Below are 24,160 nucleotides of genomic sequence, written 5' to 3'. Positions count from 1 at the left end.
TGCCTGGTCACCAGGGTCCTCCTGGTCACACCAGTCACATTAGTCACAACACGGTGTGACCGCGGCCGATCGGTCAGTTCGCGAACGCCGAACGCACCGCGAGCGCACGCTTCAGATCGTCGACACTGTCGGCCACGGACCGCCGGATGCCGGCCGCGACCGACTCGTCCGCGATCAGGTCGCTGCCGCGGTCGACGACCTGCTGCGAGACGGCGTACCGCGGGAACGCGAGCTTGGCGCTGCTCGCCACCACCCAGCCGGAGCGCAGCTTCTCGGTGCCTGCGATCTCGGCGAAGTACCGGTCGACGTACGGCGCGGTGAGCTCGTCCTGGGTCGGGTGCCAGAAGCCTTCGCAGGCGGCGTACAGCTCGTAGTTCGCGAGGTCCGCGTCGGTGGTGATCTGCGCCCAGGCCCGGTCCTTCGCCTCGGCGGTCGGCAGCGCGGCCCGGCAGCGGGTGGCGTGCACGATGCCTTCCGACGACGTGTCGCGCTGGAGCTCGGCGTCGATGCCGGCCTCGTCGATCGCGCCGAGCCGGGCGAGCTGCAGGGTGACGATCCAGCGCAGGTCGGCGTCCATTGTGAGGCCGTCCGGTACGCCGTCGCCGGCGAGCCAGCCCTTCAGCCGGTCGACGTCGTCGGTGAACCGGGCGAACCCGCGCGCCACCGACAGTTGCACGCTGCTCCCGGCCTCGACCGTCTCGAGGCGCGCTCCGAGCGTGTCGGCCAGCTGCCCGCGGTACGGCTCGTACGGCAGGTAGACGCCGAGCAGCGTCCCGGCAGACCAGTTCAGCAGGGTCGCGACGGCGATGTCGCTGGTCTCGGTCGGCAGCATGCCGAGGGCGACGTCGAACCCGAGCTTCGGGTCGAGCTCGGCGTCGGCGACCGCGTCCCGGACGCTGTTCAGTACGACGGCCCGCGTGACGCCGTCGGTGATCTTCGGCAGTACGGCGGCCAGGTTCGCGAGGCTGTCCGCGTCGAGGCGGATCTTCGCCCAGCTGTCGTCGCCGGCGTCCGGGATCACGACCGCGACCGAGGGGTCGAGGTCGACCGACACCTGGTCGGCGTCGACGAGTACGTCGACAGCCGTGCGGTTGCCGTCCGTGTCGTACCCGGCGACGATCAGCTTGTGCGGTCGTGCAGCCGGGTGGTCGGCGGGCGCCTTGCGGTGCAGCTCGATCCCGGTGTCCGTCCGTACGACGGTCAGCGTGTCGACGCCGGGCGTCCGCAGCCAGGCCTGCGCCCAGTCGTCCAGGCCGACCGCGCCGGCCTCGGTCCACTTCGCGAGCAGGTCGGCGAACGTGGCGTTGCCGAACTCGTTCGCGGCGATGTGCGCGTTCACCCCGGCGAGGAACACGTCGTCACCGAGGTACGCCGCGAGCTGCTTGAGGGTGGCGGCGCCCTTGGCGTACGAGATGCCGTCGAAGTCGTCGAGCGAGGAGGCCGCGTCCTTGACCGCGTCGGCCGCGACCGGGTGCGTCGAGGACCGCTGGTCGGCCTGCAGCCCCCACCACTTGCGGATGTAGGCGAAGTCGATCCAGTTGTCGGTGTACCGGGTGGCGGCGGTGGAGACGCGGTGCGCCATGTACTCGGCGAACGACTCGTTCAGCCAGAGGTCGTTCCACCACTTCATCGTCACGGTGTCGCCGAACCACTGGTGCGCCATCTCGTGCACGATCGTCCGGGCCCGCTGGCTGCGCTCGCCGTCGGTCACCGCGGACCGGAACACCATCTGGTCGCGGAACGTCACGCAGCCCGGGTTCTCCATCGCGCCGGCGTTGAACTCCGGGACGAACGCCTGGTGGTACTCGCCGAACGGGTACCGGTAGCCGAACATCCGGTGGTACTCGTCGAAGGACTGCTTGGTGACCTCGAAGATGTCCGCGGCCTCGCGGTCCAGCGCGTCCTTGAGCGACTGCCGGGACACGACGCTCAGGTTGATGCCGTCGTGGGAATCGGTGAGCTGGTGGTACGGCCCGGCGACCACGGTCACGAAGTACGTCGACAGCGGCTTGGTCTCGGCGAGCTCCCAGCGACCGGGGGAAACCTGGGTCGAGGCGCCGTTGCCGAGCACGATCCAGTCCTGCGGTGCGGTGACCTTCATCCGGTACGGCGCCTTGAGGTCGGGCTGGTCGAAGCAGGCGAAGATCCGCGGGCCGGCGTCCAGGAACGACATCGCGTACGTGTAGGCAAGACCGTCTGCGGCGTCGACCGCGCGGTGCAGGCCCTCGCCGTCGTGCGAGTAGGCCATCGTGGCGACCACGACGAGTTCGTTGTCGGCCAGTAGGCCGGTGAGCTCGAGGCGGCCGTCGTTCAGCCCCACGACGTCGAGCGCCGAGCCGTTCAGCGTGACGGAGGTCAGTGCGTCGGGTTTCACGTCCACCCAGCTGGTGGGTTCGGTCGCGGTGAACCTGATCGTGGTGGTGGATCCGAACGTCGACTCGCCCTGGGTGAGGTCGAGATCGACGTCGTACGACTGGACGGAAAGCGCGGCGGCCCGAGTGCGAGCGCCGTCGACGGTGAGACTCGGCATGAGGGCCACTGTATGCCGTGACTAGGCTGAGCACATGGCGACTATGGAGTACCGGCAGTTGGGTGACTCGGGACTGACTGTCAGCGTTGTCGGGCTCGGGTGCAACAACTTCGGGCGGCGCCTCGACGCGGGCCGGACCGACGCCGTGGTGAACGCGGCGATCGACGCTGGGATCACGCTCTTCGACACCGCGGACATCTACCGGGGCGAGCACGGGTTCAGCGAGGAACTGCTCGGCAAGGCGCTCGGTGCGCGCCGCGACGAGGTCGTGGTCGCGACCAAGTTCGGCGGTGACATGGGCGGGGTGAACGGCCCGGACTGGGGCGTCCGCGGCTCCCGGCGGTACATCCGCAAGGCGGTCGAGTCGAGCCTGCAGCGGCTCGGCACGGACTGGATCGACCTCTACCAGCTGCACTTCCCGGACCCGGTGACGCCGATCGAGGAGACGCTCTCGGCGCTGTCCGAGTTGGTTGCCGAGGGCAAGGTGCGGTACATCGGCAGCTCCCAGTTCGCGGCCTGGCAGGTCGTCGACGCGGACTGGACGTCGCGCTCGACCGGCCTCGAGCACTTCGTCAGCGCCCAGAACCAGTACTCGCTGCTCGAACGCGACGTCGAGGACGAACTGGTCCCGGCCTGCGAACACCTCGGGCTCGGCATCCTGCCGTTCTTCCCGCTCGCGTCCGGTCTGCTGTCGGGCAAGTACAAGCGCGGTACGACGGCACCCGAAGGCACCCGCCTGGCCTCGCAGCCGGAGCGGCTCGCGCGGGCCGACTTCGACAAGCTCGAGGCGCTGGAGACGTTCGCCGCCGAGCGGGACCTGACGATGATCGACGTGGCGATCGGCGGCCTGGCCGCGCAGCCGGCGGTCGCGTCGGTGATCGCGGGCGCGACGACCCCGGAACAGATCGCGCAGAACGTCGCCGCCGGCACGTGGGACCCGACCCCCGCCGACCTGGCCGCTCTGGACGAGCTCACGTGACGCTCATTCTCCTGCCGCCGTCCGAAGGTAAGACCGGGCGGTCGCGTGGTCGTGCGGTGGACTTCTCGGCGTTGTCGTTCCCGGAGCTGAACCCGGTCCGCGAGCAGGTCCTCGAGACGCTCGCGAAGGTGTCCGCGTCGGCCGACGCACACGACGTGCTCGAGGTCGGCGGTTCGCTGCAGCACGAGGTCGAGCGGAACACCCGCTGGCGGACCGAGCCGTCCGTCCCGGTCTCCGAGTTGTACTCCGGTGTCCTGTACGACGCCCTCGGCTACGCCACGCTCTCGGCCGGGTCGAAGCGCCGGGCCGCGAACCGGCTGCTGGTCATCTCGGCCGCGTGGGGCGCGCTCCGCCCGGCCGATCGCGTCCCGCCGTACCGGCTCTCGATGGGTACGACGCTGCCCGGCCACGGTCCGCTCGCGTCGGTGTGGCGCGAGCCGCTCGGCGCTGCGCTGAAGGACGTCGACGGCGTGATCGTGGACTGCCGTTCGTCGACGTACGTCGCGGCGTGGCGGCCGAGCGGCGCGCAGGCGGACAAGTGGGTGTCGGTGAACGTGGTGCGCGAGCGGAACGGCGTACGGACCGTCGTCTCGCACAACGCGAAGCACACCCGCGGCCTGGTCGCGCGGCACCTGCTCGAGGCGGGCAAGGATCCGGGCACCGCGAAATCCCTGCACAAGCTGGTGAACGAGCGCTGGAACGCCGAACTGGACCGTGCCGCGGCCGGGTGGACATTGACCGTCGTCGAACACGACTGACGTTCACTCGACTGTAACTGGTGAGTGGTTTCCTACCGTGCGTGATCGGGGAAGGCTGAGGGCAGCACCGTCAGGGGGGATCCGCCCCACCCATCGGAGGCCTGACCAATGCCCCGCAAGTTCACGCGTACGACCGCCCTTGCCACTACCGTGGCAGCTACCGCGACCGCGTGGGCGCTGAGTACCGGACCGGTATTCGCGTCTCCGCCGACCCCGCCGTCCGCGACCACCGCCGCCAGTGAACTGGCGAGCCTGACCGTGAAGGCGGAGGGCTCGACCACCGGCTACAGCCGGGACAAGTTCCCGCACTGGATCAACCAGTCGGGCACGTGTGACACCCGCGAAGAGGTCCTGAAGCGCGACGGGACCGGCGTGCAGGTCGACAGCAGTTGCCAGCCGACCGCCGGCAGTTGGTACAGCGTGTACGACAAGCAGACGTTCACGGATTCGTCGGACGTCGACATCGATCACATCGTGCCGTTGGCCGAGGCGTGGAAGTCGGGCGCGAGCGGCTGGACGCAGGCGAAGCGTCAGGAGTTCGCGAACAACCTGACGATCTCGCAGCTGATCGCGGTGTCGGCATCGAGCAACCGTTCCAAGGGCGACAAGGACCCGTCCGAGTGGCAGCCCACCAACACCGCGGTGCACTGCCTGTACGCGCGCTACTGGATCTGGGTGAAGTACACCTACAAGCTGTCACTCCAGTCCACGGAGAAGACCGCGCTGCAGCAGATGCTGGGTGCCTGCTAGTCCTCGAGGAGGTGGCGGCGTTGGGCGTGGATGCCGGCCTGGAAACGGGTCCGGGCGCCCAGCGTCTCCATCAGTTCGGCGACGCGGCGACCGACCGTACGGCTGCTCAGCGCGAGCTGTCGCGCGATGGCGTCGTCCTTGAAGCCGGCCGCGAGCAGCGTCATCAACCGCGCGTCGGTCGGGTCCGCCTTGGCCGCCGGTACGACGGGAACGGCCTGGTCCCACAGCAACCAGAACATCTCGGTCAACGCGTCGAGCAAGGCGCACGGATGGACGACGAGCGCGCTGTCGACCAGCTGGTCCACCGAGAGCGGCAGCAGCGCGATCCGCGCGTCGAACACGGCCAGCTTCATCGGCACCTGCGGATGGACCCGTGAGGTCTCGCCCGCGTCGGCCGCGCTGAACGCCTCGTCGACGCCGCCCGGGATGTCCAGCGAGTCGGGGGAGTAGATGCCGTGCACAACGACCCCGTCGCCGAGCAGCCCGCGGACGGTGCTGTCGGACTCGTCGGCCTGAGCGGCGTACGGCGGCCGGTCGAGCACGAGCAGCTGGTTCCGGGTCCCGTTCAGCAGCTGCGCGAACCGGGCCGCGATCGCCTCCTGGCCGACGATCACCTCGACCAGGTTCTCCGGCCGGTACTGCTCCTGCGTACTCAGCTCCGACAACAGCACCCTGGCCTCGGCGCGGACGCGGTCGAGTTCGGCCCGGCGGACGGCGACCAGCGCATCCACGGCGACGTCCGGACGGGTCGGGATGAGCCGGACCGGGTCGTCGGACGTACTGGTCAGCAGCCCGAGCTTCTCCAGCCGGCCGACCGTCTCCAGTACGTCGAGCTCGTCCCGCCCGAGGGTCTCGGCGAGCTGCTGGACCTCGCAGCCCGGGGCCGACAGCACGGCCCGGTACGCCTCCTCGTCCGGTGCTGCCACCCCTACCGACTCCAGCATCCGATCAGGCTATCTCGTCTGCCGGACGGGCTCGACCGGTTTGGCGACTTCACGTCATGGCCGACATACGTCAGGACCGGAACAGGTGCACGACCCCTCCCGGTGGGGTATGTCTACTTTGCTGGGCGCGCGCGGATCGGACAGGGGACGCCCGGTCAAGCCTCAACGCGCGCGCCCGCCCTTCTCTTGACCCGCAGGTAACTGCGCCAGATCAGCCGCTGCAGCAGCAGCGTGACGACTCCGGCCACGGTCATTCCCGCCAGGTTGATGCCGAGCTGCGCGGCGGCTCCGCCGATGTGGTGCGGCGCCCACAGTGCGAGCGAGAGGGCGAGGTCGCCGGCCGCCGGAACGGTCGTGACCGAAATGAACACGCCGACCAGCGCGTTCCCTCGGCCGGCCGTCTGCGACAGCACACCGGCACAGCCGGCCAGTACGGCGACCACCGCGGACCACCGGTCCGGCCGCCAGATGAATCCGGTCAGCGGCCGCGCCGCGGTCACGTCGGCGACATCCACCCAACCGACCGCGCGGGCCAGCAAGGCGGCGATCGCGGTCAGCACGATCGCCAGTACGAAACCTTTGACGAGCAGTACGAGCGAAGCGCGCGACAGCCCGCCCTTGCGCAGGAAGATACCGACGGCGAGCGCGGCGACCACGCCGAACTCGGGCCCGACGACCATCGCGCCGACGACCAGGATCGACGAGTCGGTGACGACCGCCACCGCGGCGATCATGGTCGCGAGCGTCAGGAACGCGTAGTAGACCCAGGAGCCACCGGCCTCGTTGTACGCCTGGTCGACGACCGCGTCCCAGATCACCGCGTCGTCGGGTGCGCCAGGTGCCGCCTTCTCGGCGGCCTGGGCGTTCCGCGACGGAGCCGAGTCGACCGAGCTGAGCGCGACCGCGCCGTCGTCGTACAGGCCCTCGGCGCGGAGGAACGCGAGGATGTCGGAGGTCGCTTCGCGGGTGACGTCGCACTCGATCAGGTCGCCGTCGGGACGGTGGGCCGCACCCGGGATCCGTACGACGCTCGTCACCCGTGGGTCGGTGACGAGGGTGTCCAGGACTCGTTCGCTGCGGTCTGCGGGGGCGATCAGCCGTAGGTGCATCACCGGCCACATGATGCCGTAAGGCGCGCGTCAACTGTTTTCAGTTTGCTCTCAGATGGAAGGATGTAGTGACGCACTGACGTCAGGGAGGCGCGATGAGTGACCATTCTGTAACGCACGCCGGTGAACGTCCTGAGCTGAAGCGGGTGATGGGGCCGGGGCTGCTGTTGCTGTTCGTGGTGGGGGACATTCTCGGGACCGGGGTGTACGCGCTGACCGGGAAGGTTGCGGGCGAGGTCGGTGGGGCGGTGTGGTTGCCGTTCCTGTGTGCGTTCGTGGTCGCGATGCTGACCGCTACGTCCTACCTGGAGTTGGTGACGAAGTATCCGAAGGCCGGCGGGGCGGCGGTCTACACGCACAAGGCGTTCGGGATCCACTTCCTCACTTTTCTGCTGACCTTCGCGGTGATGTGCTCGGGTCTCACGTCGGCGTCCAGCGCGTCGAAGGCGTTCGCGGCGAACTTCTTCTCCGCCGCCCACATCGATCCGGACCGCGGCGCGCTGCTGATGATCACAGCGCTCGCGTTCATGACGCTGATCGCGCTGGTGAACCTGCGCGGTGTCGGCGAGAGCGTGAAGGCGAACGTCGTACTGACCTGTGTCGAGCTGAGCGGTCTGCTGATCGTGATCGGGATCGGCGCGTGGGCACTGCTCGGCGGCGACGGGGACACGTCCCGGCTGACCGACTTCCACGTCCCCGAGGGCGAGTCGCCGTTCGGTGCGGTGACGGCGGCGACCGCGCTGGCGTTCTTCGCGATGGTCGGCTTCGAGGACTCGGTGAACATGGCCGAGGAGACCAAGGACCCGGTGCGGATCTTCCCGCGGATGATGCTGACCGGGCTGAGCATCACCGGCGTCATCTACGTACTGGTCGCGATCTCCGCGGTCGCGCTGGTGTCGCCGGACGAGCTGAACAAGGGTGCGACCCCGCTGCTGAAGGTCGTCCAGGCCGGCGCTCCCGGGTTCCCGCTCGAGGTGTTCGCGTGGATCACGATGTTCGCGGTGGCCAACTCCGCGCTGATCAACATGCTGATGGCGAGCCGGCTGCTGTACGGGATGTCGCACGAGCAGGTGCTGCCCGGTCCGCTCGGCCGGGTGCTGCGCAAGCGCCGTACGCCGTACATCGCGATCCTGTTCACGACGCTGCTCGCGTTCGTACTGATCGGGTACGCCGACCTCGCCGCCCTCGGTGGTACGACGGCCTTCCTTCTGCTGTGCGTCTTCGCGGTGGTGAACGTCGCGGTGCTGGTGCTGCGGCGGGACCGGGTCGAGCACAAGCACTTCCACGCACCGACCGCGCTGCCGGTCGCAGGTGTCGTACTGTGCGTCTACCTCGCCAGCCCGTTGTCAGGGCGGGACTCCGCGGACTACAAGATCGCCGGGTGGCTGATGCTCGTCGGGATCGGGCTGTGGGCGCTGACGTGGCTGCTGAACAAGTACGTGTTCAAGCGGCACGCCGACTTCGATCCGACGCACCTCGACCCGCAAGGCCCTGTGAACTGACGGGGACGTACGCCGCGAACAGTACGGTCGCCAGCGCCGCGAGGCCGGTACCGACCGCGATCCAGCCGAGGGCGGGATAGCCCGCGCCGGCGTCGATCGCGAGACCACCGAGCCACGGGCCGGCTGTGATGCCGACGTTGAACGCGGAGAAGTTGGTCGCGGTCGCCAGCGTCGGTGCGTCGCCGGCGAGGCTGAAGACGCGGGCGTTCAGGGCCGGGTTCGCGGCGAAACCGAAGCCGCCCAGCAGGACGATGACTCCGATGATGGTCACGGGAACAGTTGCTGTGAGCGCAAGTAGGCCCGACAGGACCACGAGGCCCGTGATGCTGATGAACAACGTATGGAACGGGAGTGCGTCGGCGAATCGGCCGCCGATGGTGATTCCGATGAAGGACCCAAGACCGTACAGAGCGAGGACGCCGGGGACTGCGCCTGGTGGTAGGCCGGTGGTTTGGGTGAGGAGGGGTGCGAGGTAGCTGAAGACGACCAGGATTGTTGCGGTGACTAAGGCTGTGGTGGCGAAGGCCAGCCAGAGGCGGGCGTTGCGGAGGACGCGGAGTTCATCACCGAGGCGTGGGGCTGTGGCGGGGTCGGGGCGGCCGGCGGGGACTGTGGTGGCGACGCCTGCCATCGCGAGGACGCACAGTCCGGCGACGGTCCAGAACGCGGACTGCCAGCCGAGGTGCTGGCCAAGGACGGTTCCGAGCGGGAGGCCGATGATTGTGGCGATCGTCAGGCCGCCGGTGACGATGCTCATCGCCCGCGCCCGGCTGTCGGACCGGACGAGCGTCATGACGGTGACCGCGGCCACCGACCAGAACCCGGCGTACACGAAAGCGCCGACGATCCGGGTCGCGAGCAGTACGGCATAACTCGTCGTCAACGCGCCCGCGACATGGGTGAGCGCGAAGATCGCCAGGGAGACGAGCAGCGCCGTACGCCGGGACCAGGTGAGCGTGACGACGGCGAGCACCGGCGCCCCGACCAGCATGCCTACCGCGAACGCCGAGATCAGCAGCCCGGCCTGGGGGATCGACACGTGCAGGTCCGTGGCCAGCTCGGGCAGCAACCCGGCCAGCATCAACTCGGACGTGCCCTGCGCGAAGATGCTCAGTCCCAGGACGTAGACGGCTATCGGCATCGTTCCCCCTCACTCGACGACTGCCACTCGCAGTATCTCAGAGGTCACGTTCCGCTGTCGCCACGCTCGTCAAGGGCTGAGACTTGAGGGAGTAGGGCATGGTGGATGTATGAGCGCGCAGACTCCCGCCCGGCGGACGGGGCGGAGTGTGGACACTGCCAAGATCGGTGGTGGGCTGAAGCTGCTCGGCGTCCTGGTCGGGCTGATGTGGGCGGTCGAGGTCGTCGACACCGCGACCAACGGGTCGCTCAACCAGTACGGGATCGTCTCCCGCGATCCGCGCGGCCTGATCGGGATCCTGACCGCGCCGTTCCTGCACCTGGGGTTCGGCCACCTGATCTCGAACACGCTGCCGCTCGTCACCCTCGGCCTGCTGATCGCGGTCAACGGCGCGGTCCGGCTGTTCCAGGTGACCGCGATCGTCGCGGTGATCGGCGGGTTCGGGACCTGGCTGATCTCGCCGCCGAACCTGATCACGATCGGTGCCAGCGGCGTGGTCTTCGGGTATGCGACGTACCTGATCGTGCGCGGGCTGTTCAACCGGCGGCTCGGTCAGGTGCTGGTCGGGATCGTGGTCATCATGGTGTGGGGGAGCGCGCTGCTCGCGAGCCTCCTGCCGCAGGACGGCGTGTCCTGGCAGGGGCATCTGTGCGGCGGAATTGCCGGTGTGCTGGCTGCGTGGGTGCTCGCCGACGACAAGCAGGCGCGTACTAAGTAAGCGTGCTCGGGTCGGTGTTGGCGCCGCAGATCACCACGACAACCCGTTCGCCGGCGGCTGGCTTGTAGGCGCCTGAGACCAGGGCTGCGTACGCCGTGGCGCCGCCGTGTTCGGTGGCCAGATGATGGTCGGTCCACAGCTGTTTGCGGGCGGCAACGATCGAGTCGTCGTCGACGAGGACGGACCGTACGTGATGGCCCTTGACTGCTTCGAAGGCGAAGGTGCCCAGGCGGCGCGCGCCTAGGGAGTCGGCTGCTACGCCGCCGACCGGGCCGTCGGTGGGTCGGCCGTCCTGGAGCGCGCGGTGCATGGTGGCAGCCGCGGCCGGCTCGATGCCGATGACCTGGGCGTGGTCGCCCAGGGCGGTGGCGATGCCGGCGATCAGGCCACCGTCGCCGAGGGCGGTGGCGATGCCGGCGATCAGGCCACCGCCGCCGACCGCGACCAGGACGGTGTCGAAACTGCCGGCCTGGTCGAGCAGTTCGAGGCCGACGGTGCCCTGGCCGGCGATGATCTCCGGCTGGTCGTACGCGTGCACCAGGACCGCGCCGGTTTCCTCCTGTTCCACGAGCGCCGCCTGGTAGGCCTCGGCGTACTCGTTGCCGATCTCGACCACGTCGGCGTCGAGCGTCCGCAGCTTGCCGAGTTTGGCCGCCGGGGTGGTCGTGGGGACGAAGATCCGGGCCGGCACGCCGAGCTCGCGGGCCGCGTACGCCGCCGCGAGCCCGTGGTTCCCGCCGGACGCGGCGACGATGCCCTGTCCGGTCAGCTCGCCGCTCTCCTTCGCGCTGAGCAGCCGGTTGAACGCGCCGCGCGGTTTGAACGAGCCGGTGTGCTGGAGCAGTTCGAGCTTGAACGTGAGCCCGGGCGCGACCTGGATCACCGGAGTACGCCGTACCCGTCCGGCGATCCGCTCCGCGGCGCGCTGCACGTCCTCGAGACTTACCGTCATCCCTCAACCCTGCCACGATGGGGAACAGCCGACGGATGGGAGGCCATGTGATGGGCGCGTACGAGGACAGCTACCGGCGGAGTCTGGACGATTCGCACGGGTTCTGGCTGGAGGCGGCCGAGGCGATCTCCTGGACGCGGCCACCGACCCGCGCCATCGACGCGACCGATGCCCCGATCTTCCGTTGGTTCCCGGACGGCGTGCTGAACACGTCGTACAACGCCCTCGACCGTCACGTGGAAACCGGCAACGGCGACCGGACCGCCCTCGTCTACGACTCACCCGTCACCGGGAGCGGGGCGTCCTTCACCTACGCCGAGCTTCGCGACAAGGTTGCCGGCTTCGCCGGCGCACTCAGATCCCTCGGTGTCGGTCAAGGTGACAGGGTCATCATCTACATGCCGATGATCCCGGAGGCAGTCGTCGCGATGCTGGCATGCGCCCGCCTCGGAGCCGTTCATTCGGTGGTGTTCGGCGGATTCGCGCCACGAGAACTGGCAGCCCGGATCGAGGATGCAGGCCCCAAGGTGATCGTCGCCGCGTCGTGCGGCGTCGAGCCGACCCGTGTAGTGGAGTACAAGCCGATCATCGACGAAGCATTGGCGATCTCGTCGCATCGCCCCGAGTACACGGTGGTGTTCCAACGTCCGCAGGCTGAAGCACAGTTGGGCGAGCACGATGTGGACTGGACTTCGTTGCCGACGGAGCAGGTCGACCCGGTGCAGGTCGCGGCGACCGATCCGCTCTACATCCTCTACACGTCCGGTACGACGGGACGCCCGAAAGGCGTGGTCCGCGACAACGGCGGGCATGCGGTCGCACTCGCCTGGACGATGCGGAACGTGTACGACATCGGCCCTGGCGACGTGTGGTGGACCGCGTCGGACGTCGGCTGGGTCGTCGGCCACTCGTACATCGTCTACGCGCCGCTCCTCGTCGGCGCGACCACCGTGCTGTACGAAGGCAAGCCGGTCGGTACGCCGGACGCCGGCGCGTTCTGGCGGGTCATCTCCGAGCACGGCGTGAAGGCACTCTTCACCGCGCCGACCGCGATCCGCGCGATCAAGAAGGTCGATCCCGAGGCAGCCGAGCTGACGAAGTACCCGATGGATTCGTTCCGGACGCTGTTCCTGGCGGGGGAGCGGCTCGACCCGGAGACGTACCACTGGTCGCACGACCATCTCGGCGTACCGGTTGTGGATCACTGGTGGCAGACCGAGACCGGCTGGCCGATCGCCGCGAACCCGCGCGGGCTCGAGCCGCTGCCGACCAAACCCGGCTCGGCGACCGTGCCGATGCCCGGCTGGGACGTACAGATCCTCGACCCGTACGGCAAGGAGCTGCAACCGCACGAGGAAGGCTCGATCGCGATCAAGCTGCCGCTGCCGCCGGGCGCGCTGCCGACGCTGTGGGGCGACGACCAGCGCTACATCGACAGCTATCTCAAGGAGTACGACGGGTACTACCTGACCGGCGACGGCGGCTACATCGACGACGACGGCTACATCTTCGTGATGGGCCGCACCGACGACGTGATCAACGTCGCCGGGCACCGGTTGTCGACCGGTTCGATCGAGGCCGTCGTGGCGGCGAACCCGGCGGTGGCCGAGTGCGCCGTGATCGGCGTCCATGATGCGTTGAAGGGGCAGTTGCCGCGGGCGTTCGTCGTACTCAAGGCGGGGGCGACCGTCACCGAGGACGTTCTGCGGGACGAGTTGGTGGCCGCGGTACGGCGGGAGATCGGGCCGGTCGCGGCGTTCCGCGACGTGTCGGTGGTGGAGGCGTTGCCGAAGACGCGGTCGGGGAAGATCCTGCGCCGGACGATGCGCGGGATCGCGGACGGCCGGGACGAGCCGGTGCCGTCGACGATCGAGGACGCCGCCGTACTCGACGCGCTACGGCCGGTCCTGCGCGGTGGCCAGGAAGGCTAGTACCGCCGGGCTCGCGACGTCGCGGAACTCGTGGAAATAGGCGTGCCGGGCGCCGTCGATCAGCTCGGCACGCGCGTTCGGGATGCGCTCGGCGAGGAGTTGCGCGTTGGCGACGGGGCTGAAGATGTCGTCGGTGCCGTGCAGGATCAGCGTCGGCGCGGTGATGTCCGGGAGGCCATCCCAGGCGTCGTGCTTGTTGCTGGCGACGAGGTGGCGGCCTTTGGCGTACGTCGGCATGCTCGCGTCACCTAGTACGTGGTACGGGCCGGGGTTGTTCGCGAGCCAGGCCGGTGTGTACATGAGCTCGAGCAGGACCTGCTGAGTGCGTGCGGGGTCTGCCAGCGCCTTGCGGATCTCCTGGCTTCGCTCGTGTCCGTGCTTTGCTCCTGGTGACGTGCAGCCGAGGACCAGTTTGCCGACACGCTCCGGTGCGTCGATGGCGAGCCATTGCGCGACACGTCCCCCCATCGAGGTCCCATAGATGTGGGCGGAGCTCAGCGCGAGAGCGTTCAGCACAGCGACCACGTCCTGGGCGAAGGCGCGGGTGCTGTACACCTCGTCCGGCTTGTCACTGTCCCCTGTACCTCTCCAGTCCAGGGTGATCGTCTGGTACTGCTCCTCGAAGTCCGTCCGCACCGGATCCCACCACGTGTGGTTGTTCGACTGCCCGGCCAACAACACAAGTGGTTGCCCCTCGCCACGAACCTGATAGGCGATCCTGGTCCCGTCGGCAGCTGCAGCGTGTGGCACAGAGATAGTGTGCAGGTATGCGAGTCGTGATTGCAGGTGGACACGGACAGATCGCTCTGCGCCTGACCCGGCTGCTGAGCGCCGACGGGCACGAGGTCGTCGGGGTGGTCCGCAACCCGGACCACGAGGCCGACGTCGCGGCCGCCGGCGGACAGGCCGCCGTACTCGATCTCGAGCAGGCGGATGCCGCGGCCGTGGCCGACGTACTGCGCGGTGCCGAGGTCGCGATCTTCTCCGCCGGCGCCGGACCGGGCAGCGGGAACGCGCGCAAGGACACGGTCGACCGCGGCGCGGCCGCGCTGTTCGCGGACGCGGCCGAGCAGGCAGGCGTACGCCGGCACATCCAGGTCGGCTCGATGGGCGCGGACCGGGCGGACTCGCTCACCGACGACTCGACCTTCACCGTCTACCTGAAGGCGAAGTGGGCGGCCGAGGAGGACCTGCGGGCCCGCGACCTGGACTGGACCGTGCTGCGGCCCGGAAGCCTGACCGACGACCCGGGAACCGGCAGGGTGTACCTCGCCGACAAGACCGGCAACGGCCGGATCAGCCGCGATGACGTCGCGCTGGTACTGGCCGGCCTCTGCGACACTCCGGCCGCGATCGGCCGGACGCTCGAACTCGTGGCCGGGGACACCCCGGTCCGGGACGCGTTGAACACCCTTTGAGTTGCCACAAGCAACAGAATGTGACGGGACGATGGCAGACACACTCCGCCAGGTCAGCTTCGAACGACTGGCGAACAGCAGCTACGAGGTTCGCAACGCTCGCGGCGGCAGTATCCGGGTCGGCTCCGGCGGCGCGGACACCGACTTCACGCCGGTCGAGCTGCTGCTGGCCGCGATCGGCACCTGCTCGGCGATCGATGTCGACATCGTCGTCAGCCGGCGCGCGGAGCCGACGGAGTTCAGCGCGGTCGTTCGCGGCGACAAGATCCGGGACGCGGACGAGGGCAACCGGATGGAGAACCTCGCGGTCGAGTTCACTGTGCACTTCCCGGAGGGGGAGGACGGCGACAAGGCTCGCGAGGCGCTGCCGCGCGCGGTGAAGATGTCGCACGACCGGCTCTGCACGGTCAGCCGTACGGTCGAGCTCGGTACGCCGGTGACCACGACGGTCAACGACTGAGCAGGAACTCCGAGGCGGGTCGCAGGCGGGTCTTCAGCAGTCGTTGCGTACGGCGGCTGTCGAGCTGGATGACCGACGGTGCGCCCGCCGCGGACGGCAGCGCGGCCGGGTCGATGCCGTCGCGGGTCGCGATCAGGCAACCGAGCTGGTGGCGGCTGAGCGCCTGCGGTCCGGACAGGTGGGCGATGCCGTCGGTGCCGGTGGCGAGCAGTTCGAGCAGTGCGGACGCGAGATCGCTGACGTGCACCGGGCAGCGGACGTTCGCGGTGTAGAACGCACCCGGCTCACCGGCGGCGAGGCGACGTACCCGTTGTTCCTCGCCCGAATCACCGTGCGATCCGACGATGAGCGACGTACGGGCGACGAGGGCGTCGGGGCGGAGCGCTCGGACGGCCGTTTCGGCGGCAGCCTTCGCGGCGCCGTACGGGGTTGTCGGGCAGGGCGGCTCGTCCTCGTCGTACGGTGTGGCGCGTGTGCCGAACACCGCGTCGCTCGACACGAACACCAGTCGGGCTGAGGAGGCCGCGAGTGCGACGTTGACGGCGCCGTCGGCGGTGGTCGCCCAATCATCCTGCAGGTAGGCGGTGTGGATGATCGCGTCCGGGCGTACGTCGCGGATCACGTCGCGGACCTGGTCTTTCCGTCGTACGTCGAGTTGCACTCCGCCCGGGACGGGCTGCGAGTGGTACGCCGGTACGACGTCGTGGTCGGCGGTGCGCAGGAGTTCTCGTCCTAGGAGTCCTGCCGCTCCAGTGACGAGAAGCCTCACCCGACAACTCTATGGCGTTCGAGCCGCCAACCGGCGGTCCGCGTGGCGCGCTTCACCTCGGCCACGGTCCGTACCTTCCGCGGCGACATCCACGACTGCGACGGCTTGTGCAACATCCACCCGTCCCCGATCGTCAACGCCGCGTGCTGAACGTCGAGCGCCGCGTCCCGCCACACGAACACCGTGCCCGCCACCTCGTCCCTCCCACCAAGCACGGTGTGCTCCGCAAGCCATTCCTCAAACGGCTCTCGCAGCATCCAGACTTTCTCCGCACCTTCCACCCCACAAGCAGCCATCACGGTGCCGAAACAGTTCGCCCCACTCCCATCCGCAAACGTCCCCGCCAACTCCCGAACCCTAGGAAGTGCCGCGGGCCACGAGCGAACCTCCGCATGTCTACTCATTCCCAGGCCCTCGCTGACAATCCCCGGAAGTACCACCTCCGGCCTGCCCAACAAGGACTTCCACCAAACAAACCGATGCCCATCCGCCTGCTGCCTGACCTCCGCGCCCACCACGCCGGCCCACCTCCGCGCAGTAGGCACCGCCCCACGCCCGCATGCAACCTGCTGCCGCACCAACCCTGCCCGGGTGGCGCGAGGGAGTTCGAGGAACGTAGCCTCCGTCAACCAGACCGTCCGCGCCGCCTTCCGGTCGATCGCGTAGATCCAATAGGTATCGCGGTGCTCACGAGTCGGATCGCGTTCGCCGGTCGTGAGTTTCCAGGTGCGAGCCTGCTTCGGCGTGACGAAGAACGGCTGCTCGTCAGGCGCCAGCCAGTCGACCCACCGCTCCAGCAGGTCGGGCGAGACCTCGATCCCCAGTACGTTCAGCACCGGCCAACGCTCTCACTGCCGGGTCTGCGAGGTCACCGGCTTTTGCGGCCCGCGGTACCGCTGTGTCTGCGAGTAGACCAAGTTGGTCGTCGTACTCCCGAACTCGGTCAGCTCGTTGACCAGCTCCTCCAGGTGCGGCATCGAACCCGCCGCGACCTTGAGCGTGTAGCAGTCGTCGCCGGTGGTTCGCAGGCATTCGAGGATCTCCCGGCGTTCGGCCAGGAGGCGGTGCAGCGGCTCGTGCTTGTTGCCTGGGTACTTCAGCCGGACGACTGCGAGGACCGGGTAGCCGACTTTCGTCAGGTCGACCTCGGCGCGGTACCCGGTGATCACGCCGAGCGTCTCGAGCCGCCGTACTCGCTCGGTGGTCGCAGACGCACTCAGGTTCACCCGCCGGCCGAGCTGGGTGAGCGACAGCCGGGCGTCGTCCTGCAGCTCGTTGATGATCGCCCAGTCGGTCGGATCGAGACTCTCGGTCATACCGTCAATCTACCGGCGATTCCACGGCCGGAGGCGCCGGACGCCGGGCAGAATCTCTTCAAGGCAGGGTTGCCGCCTGGATAGCCTGAGGGCGTGGAACTTGGAGTGAACGTGCCGAACTTCGGCCCCGGGACGAACCCGGCGCGGCTGCGGGACTGGGCGCGGGTGGTCGAGGGACTCGGGTACGACCTGCTGATGGTGTCGGACCATGTGGCGATCACGCCGGACGTCGCGGAGCAGTACCCGGAGCCGTTCTACGAGCCGTTCACGACGCTGAGCTGGCTGGCGGGGATCACCTCGCGGGTGCGGCTGGGTACGACGGTACTGATCGCGCCGTACCGTCATCCGTTGCTCACGGCAAGGATGGCGACGAACTTGAACGCGCTGAGCGGCGGCCGGCTGGTACTCGGCGTGGGCGTCGGCTGGGCCCAACAGGAGTTCGCCGCCCTCGGCGCCGACTTCGCGGGGCGCGGCCGCGCGACGGACGAGGTACTCGCGGCGCTGCCCGCCGGCATCCCGCGCTGGATCGGCGGCAACAGCCCCGCAGCCCTCCGCCGAACCATCGAGTACGGCGACGCCTGGCACCCTCTCCGCCGAACCATCCCACAACTACGGGCGGGTCTCGCGCGCCTGCGCGCGTTGACGCCGCCCTCCGGCGCAGTGGACCCGTCCCGACCAGGTGCGCCGCGGTTTGCTCCGCGCATCTTGCTCAGGCTGACGCGGGAGCCGTTGGTGGATGACGAGCGGATCGCCGGGGAAGGGACGGTCGAGCAAGTGCTGGAGGATCTCGCCGTCCTGCAGGACCTCGGTGCGACAAACGTCGTACTCGATCCGTTCGTCGGCGATCCCGCCGAGACCGAACGACCCGAAGCCGCCTGGCAACAACTGGCGACGATCATCGACCACTGGAGACGACGTGACACCTGAAGCAGAACAGTTCCTGCGCCGAGCGATCGCCCTGGCCGCGGCATCCCGCGAGTCCGGCGACGCGCCCTTCGGCTCGCTCCTCGTCGGCCCGGACGGCGACGTACTCGCCGAGGACCACAACACCACGCTCAGCGAAGACAACATCAGCTACCACCCAGAACTGAAACTCGCAGTCTGGGCCGCGCAACACCTCACCCCGGAGCAAGCAGCCGGCACAACCATGTACACAAGCTGCCAGCCATGCCCCATGTGCACTGGAGCCCTGGCACGCTCCGGTCTCGGCAAGGTCGTCTACGCCCTCTCCGGCGACCAACTGAACGGCCTGAAGACCACAGGCGACTTCCCAGCCATCCCCCTGGAAGGACCAGCCCTCTACGACGAGGCCCGAATCCCAGTGGACGGCTACTACTCCTGACCGGAGCAGACCACCGCCAATCCGCCGACCCGGGTCGTGATGCCCGCCGGTCCGCCTCGGGCCGAAGCGAGCACGCTGGAGGGGCGGCCGAGGGTGTCGCCCTGCTCGACCTCGATCGCGATCGTCTGCGCGCCTGTTGTGTCGAGTAGGTGGGCGGCGAGGCAGCCGGTGCTGTTGGCGTTGGCGACGTCCTCGTCGACGCCGATCGCCGGCGCGAACATGCGCGCCGCACCCGGCCGGTCGCCCACCGGCGGTACGTACACGAAGCAGCCGAGCACTCCGTACCGCCGGCACACCGCGGTCAGCCTGCCGAGATCTGGGTGAACTCGGAACAGCGCCGCCCGGTCGCGAACCGGTACCAGCACGCGTGGTGTGCCGGGCGCGGCGATCCGTGGTGCATCGGTCGGATGCGGATCGTCCGCGGTGAGCCCGAGCACGGCGACGATCGCGGTGCACTCGTCCGGCGCCGGGTCGCGCAACGCGACGAGGCCCTGGTCGAACCACACCTCGATACCGGCCGGGCGGCGGATCGCGACGGTGTCGAACGTACGCCCGCCGGTGTGCTGGCGGTCGTACAGCTCACCCAGCCCGGTCCGGGTCAACCGGACGGCCTGCGCGGCAACGGTGCCATGCCCGCAGCCGGCCAGTACGCCGGTGGCGGTGAAGAACCGGACCGGCCAGCCGCCGTCGGGCGTACGGCCCGCGCCGAGGAACGCCGCGTGCGACGTGCCGGCTGCGGCAGCGACCGCACGCCGATCCGGGTCCGTCGCCGTCGGGTCGTCGTCGGTCACCGCCGTGGGGCTGCCACCCCGCCCATCGCGCCGCACACAGGCATCAACCACCGTGACACCCCGCCAGAACATCGGCCTGCCTCAGCCGGTGGGGTCCTGCACCGGATAGTCGATGACGACTACACCGCCGGTGGCGTAGTTGACGACATCGGCGGCCGCCTGCTGGCCCGGCGCCGAGGCCCGCGACGCGGCCAAGGCGGCGGCGTCAGCGAAGTCGGCTTCGAAGACCGCGAAGTACGGCGCATCTCCATTGGTCGCCGTCACGTCGAGGCTGTAGCGCCAGTCGAGCAGGCCGGGCCACTGCATGACCAGTGGAAGGTGTTTGGTCACGTAGTAGTCGCGGAAGTGGTCAGGGTCGACGGGCTTGGGATACAGGACCAGCAACTTATGCATCAGTGCCTCCTGCGGTCAGTTGAATCGTCACATCCGCAGGTTATGGCGCGATCTGTGGTCGGGGGAAAGACCGGTTCGGGCTAGAGTCAGAACGGATCGTTATCAATCGACAGGGAGTGCATGTGGCGCCGGACACGGTGAGCCTGCGGTACTTTCTGGTGCTCGCACAGGAGTTGAACTTCACCCGCGCGGCCGCACGGATCGGCATCGCCCAGCCCGCACTCAGTGCCCGGATGCGCCGACTGGAGGCGGAACTCGGTACGCGCCTGCTGGTTCGCAACACGCGCAGCGTCGTACTGACTGCGGCCGGTGCGGCGTTGGTCGAGTCCGCGCCGCCCGCGCTCGCGGCGCTCGACCAGGCATGGGACACCGCCCGGAATGCAGGCGCCGGCGAACTGGGCACCCTGCGCATCGGGTACAGCCTCAGTGCAGGCGCCGAGACGGCACCGGCCCTGGTGGACCGGATCATTCGCAGCAGCCCGGGACTCGAGGTCACCGCGGTCCCGATGGCGACACCGGAGATCTCGCCCGCAGTCGCCGATGGCCGCATCGATGCCGGGATCACCCGCGGTGAACAGCTGGGTCGTGGCGTACGCCGGGTTCTGCTGCGGCGTCAGCGCATCGGCGTCCAATTGGCGGAGCATCATCCGCTCGCCGAATACCCGGAGATCGAGATCGCCGACGCGGCCGCGTATCCGCTCCGGCTTCCCGACCGTACGGCCAACCCCGTGATCCACGATCAGCTGGCCGCACTGTTCCGTGACGCCCAGCCGAACACCCTGTTCCGCACGCCCGCGGTGTCTTTCGACATGTATCAGCGCGACCTACGCGACGGGCTCACCCTTGCCCCGGCTGGTGAAGCCGCGGTCACGGCGTTGTCGGCCGGTCTCACGTGGCGACCGCTGAAGGGCGCACACACCTTGACGATCCACCTGGTGCTCCCGCGCGTTCAGTCACCACTGCACCGCCGCGTCCGTACCGTCGCCAAAGCCCTGTCACACGAGCTGCATTGGCTGCCGGACTGATGTGTCAGTGAGGCCCCGGTCACCCAGGGCCTCACAGCCGAGCTACTTGACCTTCGCCAGGCAGAGCGTGTAGTTCGCGCCCTCGTCGACGTACGTGGCGTCCGTCTGGTCACCGCACTTGCTCTCGTCGGTGGAGTCGAACTTGTCGATGACCCGGTACTCCGCCTCGGACGAGCTGCACTTGACGACCTTCACGTCCGGCTTGCTGGAGGTGCCGTCGTTCACCACGCAGGAACCGATCTGCGCCTTCGACTCGGTCGAGTTGAGGTTGCCGACGATCAGGATCGCGATGAACGCGACCGGCAGCAGCAGCATCAGGATGGCCGGCCGCTGGAACAGCGGCTTGCCCGGATTCATCGGCGGGGTCTGACCCGGCGCCGGCTCCGGCAGCCGCTTGAACTTCTGCATCGGGCCGATGTTCATCAGCATCGTGATCGGGTTGATGATCGACGAACCGATGCCCCACCAGCCCTGCCAGAGGCTCTTCGAGGTCATGTCACGGACGGACGCGATCCCGCAGGTACGGCAGAACGGGCCCCGGAGCTTCAGGAACCGCATCAGGATGATCATGCCCTGGTGGCCGCGGACAGTGGCGTCCACTGCCGGGTAGCCACCGCAGAAGCGGCACGTCATCTGGCCCTGCGGGGCATAGCCCGGCTGCGGGAACGACTGGCCCTGCTGGCCCTGGTACTGGCCAGGTTGTTGGTACTGGCCGTACTGCGGTGCCTGTTGGCCGGCGTACTGCTGTTGGTATGCACCGGGCTGGCCCTGGTACTGCTGGCCGTCCTGTGCGGGGTACTGCTGCTGGCCCGGGTACGGCTGGCCGGGCTGACCCTGCGGCGGAGGCTGCTGACCCGGCTGGGAGTACTGCGGGAACGGCTGCTGCTGTGGCGGACCGTAGCCGCTCGGCTGACCTGCGTAAGGGCCCTGCGGTGGCTGGGGAGGGGATGTGGTCACGAATTGTTCCTGAGGCTTGAACGGGACACGATGAACCATGGCACCTTACTCACCAAGGTGGTCCATCGAGCCGTAACGACTGGTCAATTCCCGGCCAAGACGCGCGAGTTCCGCCTGGACCGACGGTGGATCGACCACTTCGATCGACCCGCCCCACCCAGCGAGGTGCTGCGCGATCATCAGTGGCGTCGGCGCGGTGACCCGGATCCGGACCCGGTCGCCGGCCGTCCCGTCCAGCTCGCAGTTGCGCCCGAGCCGGTCCTGCATCACCCGGACGTGCCGCTCGTCCATCAGGACCGTTGCCGTCAGCCCCGATCGGCGTTCCTCCATCCGCTCGACGATCTCCGCCCACGCCGATGACAGTTCGAATTCGTCCGGTCGCTCGAAGAGATCACCGGTCGGCGCCGCGTGCTCGATCCGGTCCACCCGGAACGTCCGCCGGCCGTTGGGCGTACCCGCGATCAGGTACCAGATGTCGTCCTTGTCGACCAGACCGAGCGGTTCGACCACGCGTTCCGACGTACCGCGTCCGCGGCCCGCGTAGACCAGTCGCACTTGCTGCCGGCGTACGACGGTGTCCTGGAGGCGGCGTACCAGTTCCGGGCGTTCCTTGACGTGCTCACCCCAACGGGCCGGATCGATGACGACCGCCTCGGCCGCGGCCTGGGCGTGCTCGCGGAACGTGTCGGGGAGGGCGCGTACGAGCTTGCGGAGCGCTGCCTTCGCGTCGGGCGCGATCGATGCGGCGGGGCCGACCAGGAGGAACAGGGCTTGGGCTTCGGTCGCGGTCAGGCCGCTGAGATCCGTACGGGCGCCGCCGACGAGTTGCCAGCCGCCGTTCCGCCCGGGCTGTGGATAAACCGGGATGCCGGCTGTGGACAACGCCTCGAGATCGCGGCGTGCGGTCGCGAGCGAGATCTCCAGTTCGTCGGCGACCTCCGCCGCGGTGACGCGTCCGCGTGCCTGCATCAGCAACAGCACCGCCACCAGCCGATCTGCCCGCACGCGTCGATCGTCGCAGACAAACCGCTCAGCCGGTGAGCACTTCTGGGTGGGTTACGCTCAGAACCGGACGGTCTTCTTCCGGAATGGTGGACGATGGCGTACGACGTGAGCCCGACCGCGCGCACCCTGATGGTGCTGGAGCTGATCCAGAACAACCCGGGCGTCACCGCGGAGCACCTCGGCGAGAAGCTGGGGGTGTCCGAACGCGCGGCCCGCCGGTACGTCGCGATCCTGCGCGAGGCGGACATCCCGATCGAGTCGGTGCGCGGCCCGTACGGCGGCTACCGGGTCGGGCGGGGGCTGCGGCTTCCACCGTTGATGTTCAGCACGACCGAGGCGCTCGGCCTGGTGATGGCCGTCCTCGAAGGTCCCCGCGGTACGGCCGATCCGGTCGAGAACGCCCTCGGCAAGATCATCCGCGTCCTCCCGGAGCCGGTGGCCCGCTCCACGGATGCGGTCCGCCGGGTCAGCGCCCGCGGTCCCGACCCCGGCGTACGGACCCCTGACCCGGAGATCACCGCGGCGCTCGTCTCGCACAGCGCAGACACCCGCCGCATCACCATCACGTACCGCCGCCACCAGGAAGAGTGGCCGATGGACGTGGACCCGTGGGCAGTGGTGGTCCGGCGCGGCCGGTGGTACCTCCTGTGCTGGTCGCACTCCAAGGACGCCCAACGAGTCCTCCGGGTCGACAAGATCACCAAGGTCGAACCCCAGCCCACCACCTTCACCGCGCCTGCCGACCTGGACCCGCTGGCAGCCGTCGAAGAACACCTGGCCATGGGCTGGCGCTACCCGATCGAGGTGGAAATCGACGCCCCACTCGAACAATCCAGATGGTGGATCCCCAGAAGCATGGGCCGCCTGGAACCCATCGACGACACCCACACCCGCCTCCTGGCCAGCACAGACGAACCAGAGTGGTACGCCACCCAACTGACCGCCATCAAAACGTCCTACCGAATCCGCGGCGGCCCCGAACTCCAACAAGCCTCCCGCAACCTGGCCCACCGCCTTCTGGCCGCAAGCACCTTGGAGGAGAAGTGAACGAAGTCGAGTTCTCGGGGGAGGTTTGGTATTGGCGAGGGCCGGCGCCTTGGTACTTCATTACGGTGCCGGAGGAGGAGTGTGGGTACTTCGAGGCGGAGTCGGGGCAGGTCTCGTACGGGTGGGGGATGATTCCGGTGACGGCCGAGATCGGCGGGAGTGTGTGGGACACGTCGATGTTCCCCAAGGACGGGCGGTACATCCTGCCGGTGAAGGCGGCGGTGCGGCGGGCCGAGGATCTGGACGACGGGGACGTGCCGACCGTGCGGCTTCGGTTGCGGAGCTGGTGACGAGAACTGTCGGTGGGCGCGGCTAGCGTTCGG

The 24,160-nt window shown here is 68.8% G+C and carries 26 protein-coding genes; 13 read left to right on the top strand and 13 right to left on the bottom strand.

From position 1 onward, the window contains the following. Nucleotides 1-73: 73 nt before the first annotated feature. Nucleotides 74-2,530: an aminopeptidase N gene (gene pepN / locus ACFYRU_RS20800; RefSeq protein ID WP_387661291.1), complete on the bottom strand. Its 2,457-nt coding sequence runs from the start codon at nucleotides 2,528-2,530 to the stop codon at nucleotides 74-76. A gap of 34 nt (nucleotides 2,531-2,564) precedes the next feature. Here pepN and ACFYRU_RS20795 point away from each other — a divergent pair, with 34 nt between their 5' ends. The 3 genes from ACFYRU_RS20795 (at nucleotide 2,565) to ACFYRU_RS20785 (ending at nucleotide 5,017) form a co-directional block, all read left to right on the top strand. After that, nucleotides 2,565-3,509, top strand: coding sequence for an aldo/keto reductase (locus ACFYRU_RS20795; RefSeq protein ID WP_387661288.1), 945 nt, complete (start codon nucleotides 2,565-2,567; stop codon nucleotides 3,507-3,509). Further along, nucleotides 3,506-4,267 carry a YaaA family protein gene (locus ACFYRU_RS20790; RefSeq protein WP_387661285.1) on the top strand — a complete coding sequence of 254 codons (762 nt, stop codon included), beginning with the start codon at nucleotides 3,506-3,508 and terminating at the stop codon, nucleotides 4,265-4,267. The genes ACFYRU_RS20795 and ACFYRU_RS20790 overlap by 4 nt, the downstream gene beginning before the upstream one ends. Before the next feature lie 108 nt (nucleotides 4,268-4,375). Continuing rightward, the gene (locus ACFYRU_RS20785) at nucleotides 4,376-5,017 is read left to right on the top strand and encodes an HNH endonuclease family protein (protein WP_387661282.1); all 642 of its coding nucleotides are present in this window, start codon (nucleotides 4,376-4,378) and stop codon (nucleotides 5,015-5,017) included. Here the strand turns inward: ACFYRU_RS20785 and ACFYRU_RS20780 are convergent. Both ACFYRU_RS20780 and ACFYRU_RS20775 read right to left on the bottom strand, forming a co-directional pair. Continuing rightward, entirely contained in the window at nucleotides 5,014-5,961 is a 948-nt protein-coding gene (locus tag ACFYRU_RS20780; RefSeq protein ID WP_387661279.1) for a transcriptional regulator TrmB, read from the bottom strand. The genes ACFYRU_RS20785 and ACFYRU_RS20780 overlap by 4 nt on opposite strands. 155 nt (nucleotides 5,962-6,116) lie before the next feature. Beyond that, complete coding sequence (locus ACFYRU_RS20775; RefSeq protein WP_387662923.1) at nucleotides 6,117-7,070, bottom strand: DUF389 domain-containing protein; 954 nt, start codon at nucleotides 7,068-7,070, stop codon at nucleotides 6,117-6,119. A 95-nt stretch (nucleotides 7,071-7,165) separates the two neighbouring features. Here ACFYRU_RS20775 and ACFYRU_RS20770 point away from each other — a divergent pair, with 95 nt between their 5' ends. Then, nucleotides 7,166-8,572: an APC family permease gene (locus tag ACFYRU_RS20770; protein ID WP_387661276.1), complete on the top strand. Its 1,407-nt coding sequence runs from the start codon at nucleotides 7,166-7,168 to the stop codon at nucleotides 8,570-8,572. Here the strand turns inward: ACFYRU_RS20770 and ACFYRU_RS20765 are convergent. Continuing rightward, nucleotides 8,514-9,713 carry a Cmx/CmrA family chloramphenicol efflux MFS transporter gene (locus tag ACFYRU_RS20765; protein ID WP_387661273.1) on the bottom strand — a complete coding sequence of 400 codons (1,200 nt, stop codon included), beginning with the start codon at nucleotides 9,711-9,713 and terminating at the stop codon, nucleotides 8,514-8,516. The two genes, ACFYRU_RS20770 and ACFYRU_RS20765, sit on opposite strands and share 59 nt — an antisense overlap. A 109-nt stretch (nucleotides 9,714-9,822) precedes the next feature. Here ACFYRU_RS20765 and ACFYRU_RS20760 point away from each other — a divergent pair, with 109 nt between their 5' ends. Beyond that, complete coding sequence (locus tag ACFYRU_RS20760; RefSeq protein ID WP_387661271.1) at nucleotides 9,823-10,431, top strand: rhomboid family intramembrane serine protease; 609 nt, start codon at nucleotides 9,823-9,825, stop codon at nucleotides 10,429-10,431. Here ACFYRU_RS20760 and ACFYRU_RS20755 read toward each other — a convergent pair. Further along, nucleotides 10,424-11,383 (bottom strand): threonine/serine dehydratase, encoded by a 960-nt coding sequence (locus ACFYRU_RS20755; protein ID WP_387661268.1) that lies wholly within the window; start codon nucleotides 11,381-11,383, stop codon nucleotides 10,424-10,426. The genes ACFYRU_RS20760 and ACFYRU_RS20755 overlap by 8 nt on opposite strands. Nucleotides 11,384-11,400: 17 nt before the next feature. On the opposite strand from ACFYRU_RS20755, the gene ACFYRU_RS20750 reads away from it, so the two are divergent. Then, nucleotides 11,401-13,314 carry an acetate--CoA ligase gene (locus ACFYRU_RS20750; protein WP_387661265.1) on the top strand — a complete coding sequence of 638 codons (1,914 nt, stop codon included), beginning with the start codon at nucleotides 11,401-11,403 and terminating at the stop codon, nucleotides 13,312-13,314. On the opposite strand, the gene ACFYRU_RS20745 is transcribed toward ACFYRU_RS20750, so the two are convergent. Further along, nucleotides 13,279-14,064, bottom strand: a complete 786-nt coding sequence (locus tag ACFYRU_RS20745; protein ID WP_387661262.1) for an alpha/beta fold hydrolase — start codon at nucleotides 14,062-14,064, stop codon at nucleotides 13,279-13,281. The two genes, ACFYRU_RS20750 and ACFYRU_RS20745, sit on opposite strands and share 36 nt — an antisense overlap. A gap of 17 nt (nucleotides 14,065-14,081) precedes the next feature. On the opposite strand from ACFYRU_RS20745, the gene ACFYRU_RS20740 reads away from it, so the two are divergent. Both ACFYRU_RS20740 and ACFYRU_RS20735 read left to right on the top strand, forming a co-directional pair. After that, nucleotides 14,082-14,732 carry an NAD(P)H-binding protein gene (locus ACFYRU_RS20740; RefSeq protein WP_387661259.1) on the top strand — a complete coding sequence of 217 codons (651 nt, stop codon included), beginning with the start codon at nucleotides 14,082-14,084 and terminating at the stop codon, nucleotides 14,730-14,732. A gap of 31 nt (nucleotides 14,733-14,763) precedes the next feature. Then, nucleotides 14,764-15,192 (top strand): OsmC family protein, encoded by a 429-nt coding sequence (locus ACFYRU_RS20735; protein WP_387661256.1) that lies wholly within the window; start codon nucleotides 14,764-14,766, stop codon nucleotides 15,190-15,192. Here ACFYRU_RS20735 and ACFYRU_RS20730 read toward each other — a convergent pair. The 3 genes from ACFYRU_RS20730 to ACFYRU_RS20720 are packed head-to-tail and all read right to left on the bottom strand — an operon-like array spanning nucleotide 15,182 to nucleotide 17,277. Continuing rightward, on the bottom strand, nucleotides 15,182-15,961 hold the full coding sequence (locus tag ACFYRU_RS20730; protein ID WP_387661253.1) for an SDR family oxidoreductase: 780 nt from the start codon (nucleotides 15,959-15,961) through the stop codon (nucleotides 15,182-15,184). The two genes, ACFYRU_RS20735 and ACFYRU_RS20730, sit on opposite strands and share 11 nt — an antisense overlap. Further along, complete coding sequence (locus ACFYRU_RS20725; RefSeq protein ID WP_387661250.1) at nucleotides 15,958-16,797, bottom strand: hypothetical protein; 840 nt, start codon at nucleotides 16,795-16,797, stop codon at nucleotides 15,958-15,960. The genes ACFYRU_RS20730 and ACFYRU_RS20725 overlap by 4 nt, the downstream gene beginning before the upstream one ends. A gap of 12 nt (nucleotides 16,798-16,809) precedes the next feature. Next, complete coding sequence (locus tag ACFYRU_RS20720) at nucleotides 16,810-17,277, bottom strand: Lrp/AsnC family transcriptional regulator (RefSeq protein ID WP_387661247.1); 468 nt, start codon at nucleotides 17,275-17,277, stop codon at nucleotides 16,810-16,812. Between the two features lie 93 nt (nucleotides 17,278-17,370). On the opposite strand from ACFYRU_RS20720, the gene ACFYRU_RS20715 reads away from it, so the two are divergent. Next, entirely contained in the window at nucleotides 17,371-18,204 is an 834-nt protein-coding gene (locus ACFYRU_RS20715) for an LLM class flavin-dependent oxidoreductase (protein ID WP_387661244.1), read from the top strand. After that, a complete protein-coding gene (locus ACFYRU_RS20710) occupies nucleotides 18,194-18,619 on the top strand; it encodes a nucleoside deaminase (protein WP_387661241.1) in 426 nt (141 codons plus the stop codon). The genes ACFYRU_RS20715 and ACFYRU_RS20710 overlap by 11 nt, the downstream gene beginning before the upstream one ends. Here ACFYRU_RS20710 and ACFYRU_RS20705 read toward each other — a convergent pair. Together ACFYRU_RS20705 and ACFYRU_RS20700 are read right to left on the bottom strand one after the other, a co-directional pair. Further along, on the bottom strand, nucleotides 18,610-19,482 hold the full coding sequence (locus ACFYRU_RS20705) for a PhzF family phenazine biosynthesis protein (RefSeq protein WP_387661238.1): 873 nt from the start codon (nucleotides 19,480-19,482) through the stop codon (nucleotides 18,610-18,612). The genes ACFYRU_RS20710 and ACFYRU_RS20705 overlap by 10 nt on opposite strands. Before the next feature lie 9 nt (nucleotides 19,483-19,491). After that, the gene (locus ACFYRU_RS20700) at nucleotides 19,492-19,803 is read right to left on the bottom strand and encodes an EthD family reductase (RefSeq protein ID WP_387661236.1); all 312 of its coding nucleotides are present in this window, start codon (nucleotides 19,801-19,803) and stop codon (nucleotides 19,492-19,494) included. A 122-nt stretch (nucleotides 19,804-19,925) separates the two neighbouring features. Here ACFYRU_RS20700 and ACFYRU_RS20695 point away from each other — a divergent pair, with 122 nt between their 5' ends. Beyond that, complete coding sequence (locus tag ACFYRU_RS20695; RefSeq protein ID WP_387661233.1) at nucleotides 19,926-20,828, top strand: LysR family transcriptional regulator; 903 nt, start codon at nucleotides 19,926-19,928, stop codon at nucleotides 20,826-20,828. A gap of 42 nt (nucleotides 20,829-20,870) precedes the next feature. Here the strand turns inward: ACFYRU_RS20695 and ACFYRU_RS20690 are convergent, their stop codons facing one another. Next, nucleotides 20,871-21,785 (bottom strand): toxin-antitoxin system, toxin component, encoded by a 915-nt coding sequence (locus tag ACFYRU_RS20690; RefSeq protein ID WP_387661231.1) that lies wholly within the window; start codon nucleotides 21,783-21,785, stop codon nucleotides 20,871-20,873. A 45-nt stretch (nucleotides 21,786-21,830) separates the two neighbouring features. After that, nucleotides 21,831-22,790 (bottom strand): helix-turn-helix transcriptional regulator, encoded by a 960-nt coding sequence (locus ACFYRU_RS20685; RefSeq protein ID WP_387661228.1) that lies wholly within the window; start codon nucleotides 22,788-22,790, stop codon nucleotides 21,831-21,833. 93 nt (nucleotides 22,791-22,883) lie between these two features. Between ACFYRU_RS20685 and ACFYRU_RS20680 the strand changes: the two genes are divergently transcribed. Together ACFYRU_RS20680 and ACFYRU_RS20675 are read left to right on the top strand one after the other, a co-directional pair. Next, a complete protein-coding gene (locus tag ACFYRU_RS20680; RefSeq protein WP_387661225.1) occupies nucleotides 22,884-23,837 on the top strand; it encodes a helix-turn-helix transcriptional regulator in 954 nt (317 codons plus the stop codon). Beyond that, nucleotides 23,834-24,127, top strand: a complete 294-nt coding sequence (locus ACFYRU_RS20675) for a DUF1905 domain-containing protein (protein ID WP_387661222.1) — start codon at nucleotides 23,834-23,836, stop codon at nucleotides 24,125-24,127. Before ACFYRU_RS20680 ends, ACFYRU_RS20675 begins: the two co-directional genes overlap by 4 nt. Nucleotides 24,128-24,160: the final 33 nt, after the last annotated feature.

The organism is Kribbella sp. NPDC004536, assembly GCF_042873835.1.
GTDB lineage: Bacteria > Actinomycetota > Actinomycetes > Propionibacteriales > Kribbellaceae > Kribbella.
Note: the sequence above shows the minus strand (reverse complement) of the source record. Positions and strands in the feature narration are given on the sequence as shown.

Bases quoted from the DNA above. Each gene is read 5' to 3' on its own strand.
- pepN (WP_387661291.1), bottom strand. From the start codon at position 2,530: ATGCCGAGTCTCACCGTCGACGGCGCTCGCACTCGGGCCGCCGCGCTT.
- ACFYRU_RS20795 (WP_387661288.1), top strand. From the start codon at position 2,565: ATGGCGACTATGGAGTACCGGCAGTTGGGTGACTCGGGACTGACTGTC.
- ACFYRU_RS20785 (WP_387661282.1), top strand. From the start codon at position 4,376: ATGCCCCGCAAGTTCACGCGTACGACCGCCCTTGCCACTACCGTGGCA.
- ACFYRU_RS20780 (WP_387661279.1), bottom strand. From the start codon at position 5,961: ATGCTGGAGTCGGTAGGGGTGGCAGCACCGGACGAGGAGGCGTACCGG.
- ACFYRU_RS20775 (WP_387662923.1), bottom strand. From the start codon at position 7,070: ATGCACCTACGGCTGATCGCCCCCGCAGACCGCAGCGAACGAGTCCTG.
- ACFYRU_RS20770 (WP_387661276.1), top strand. From the start codon at position 7,166: ATGAGTGACCATTCTGTAACGCACGCCGGTGAACGTCCTGAGCTGAAG.
- ACFYRU_RS20765 (WP_387661273.1), bottom strand. From the start codon at position 9,713: ATGCCGATAGCCGTCTACGTCCTGGGACTGAGCATCTTCGCGCAGGGC.
- ACFYRU_RS20760 (WP_387661271.1), top strand. From the start codon at position 9,823: ATGAGCGCGCAGACTCCCGCCCGGCGGACGGGGCGGAGTGTGGACACT.
- ACFYRU_RS20755 (WP_387661268.1), bottom strand. From the start codon at position 11,383: ATGACGGTAAGTCTCGAGGACGTGCAGCGCGCCGCGGAGCGGATCGCC.
- ACFYRU_RS20750 (WP_387661265.1), top strand. From the start codon at position 11,401: ATGGGGAACAGCCGACGGATGGGAGGCCATGTGATGGGCGCGTACGAG.
- ACFYRU_RS20740 (WP_387661259.1), top strand. From the start codon at position 14,082: ATGCGAGTCGTGATTGCAGGTGGACACGGACAGATCGCTCTGCGCCTG.
- ACFYRU_RS20735 (WP_387661256.1), top strand. From the start codon at position 14,764: ATGGCAGACACACTCCGCCAGGTCAGCTTCGAACGACTGGCGAACAGC.
- ACFYRU_RS20720 (WP_387661247.1), bottom strand. From the start codon at position 17,277: ATGACCGAGAGTCTCGATCCGACCGACTGGGCGATCATCAACGAGCTG.
- ACFYRU_RS20705 (WP_387661238.1), bottom strand. From the start codon at position 19,482: ATGTTCTGGCGGGGTGTCACGGTGGTTGATGCCTGTGTGCGGCGCGAT.
- ACFYRU_RS20700 (WP_387661236.1), bottom strand. From the start codon at position 19,803: ATGCATAAGTTGCTGGTCCTGTATCCCAAGCCCGTCGACCCTGACCAC.
- ACFYRU_RS20680 (WP_387661225.1), top strand. From the start codon at position 22,884: ATGGCGTACGACGTGAGCCCGACCGCGCGCACCCTGATGGTGCTGGAG.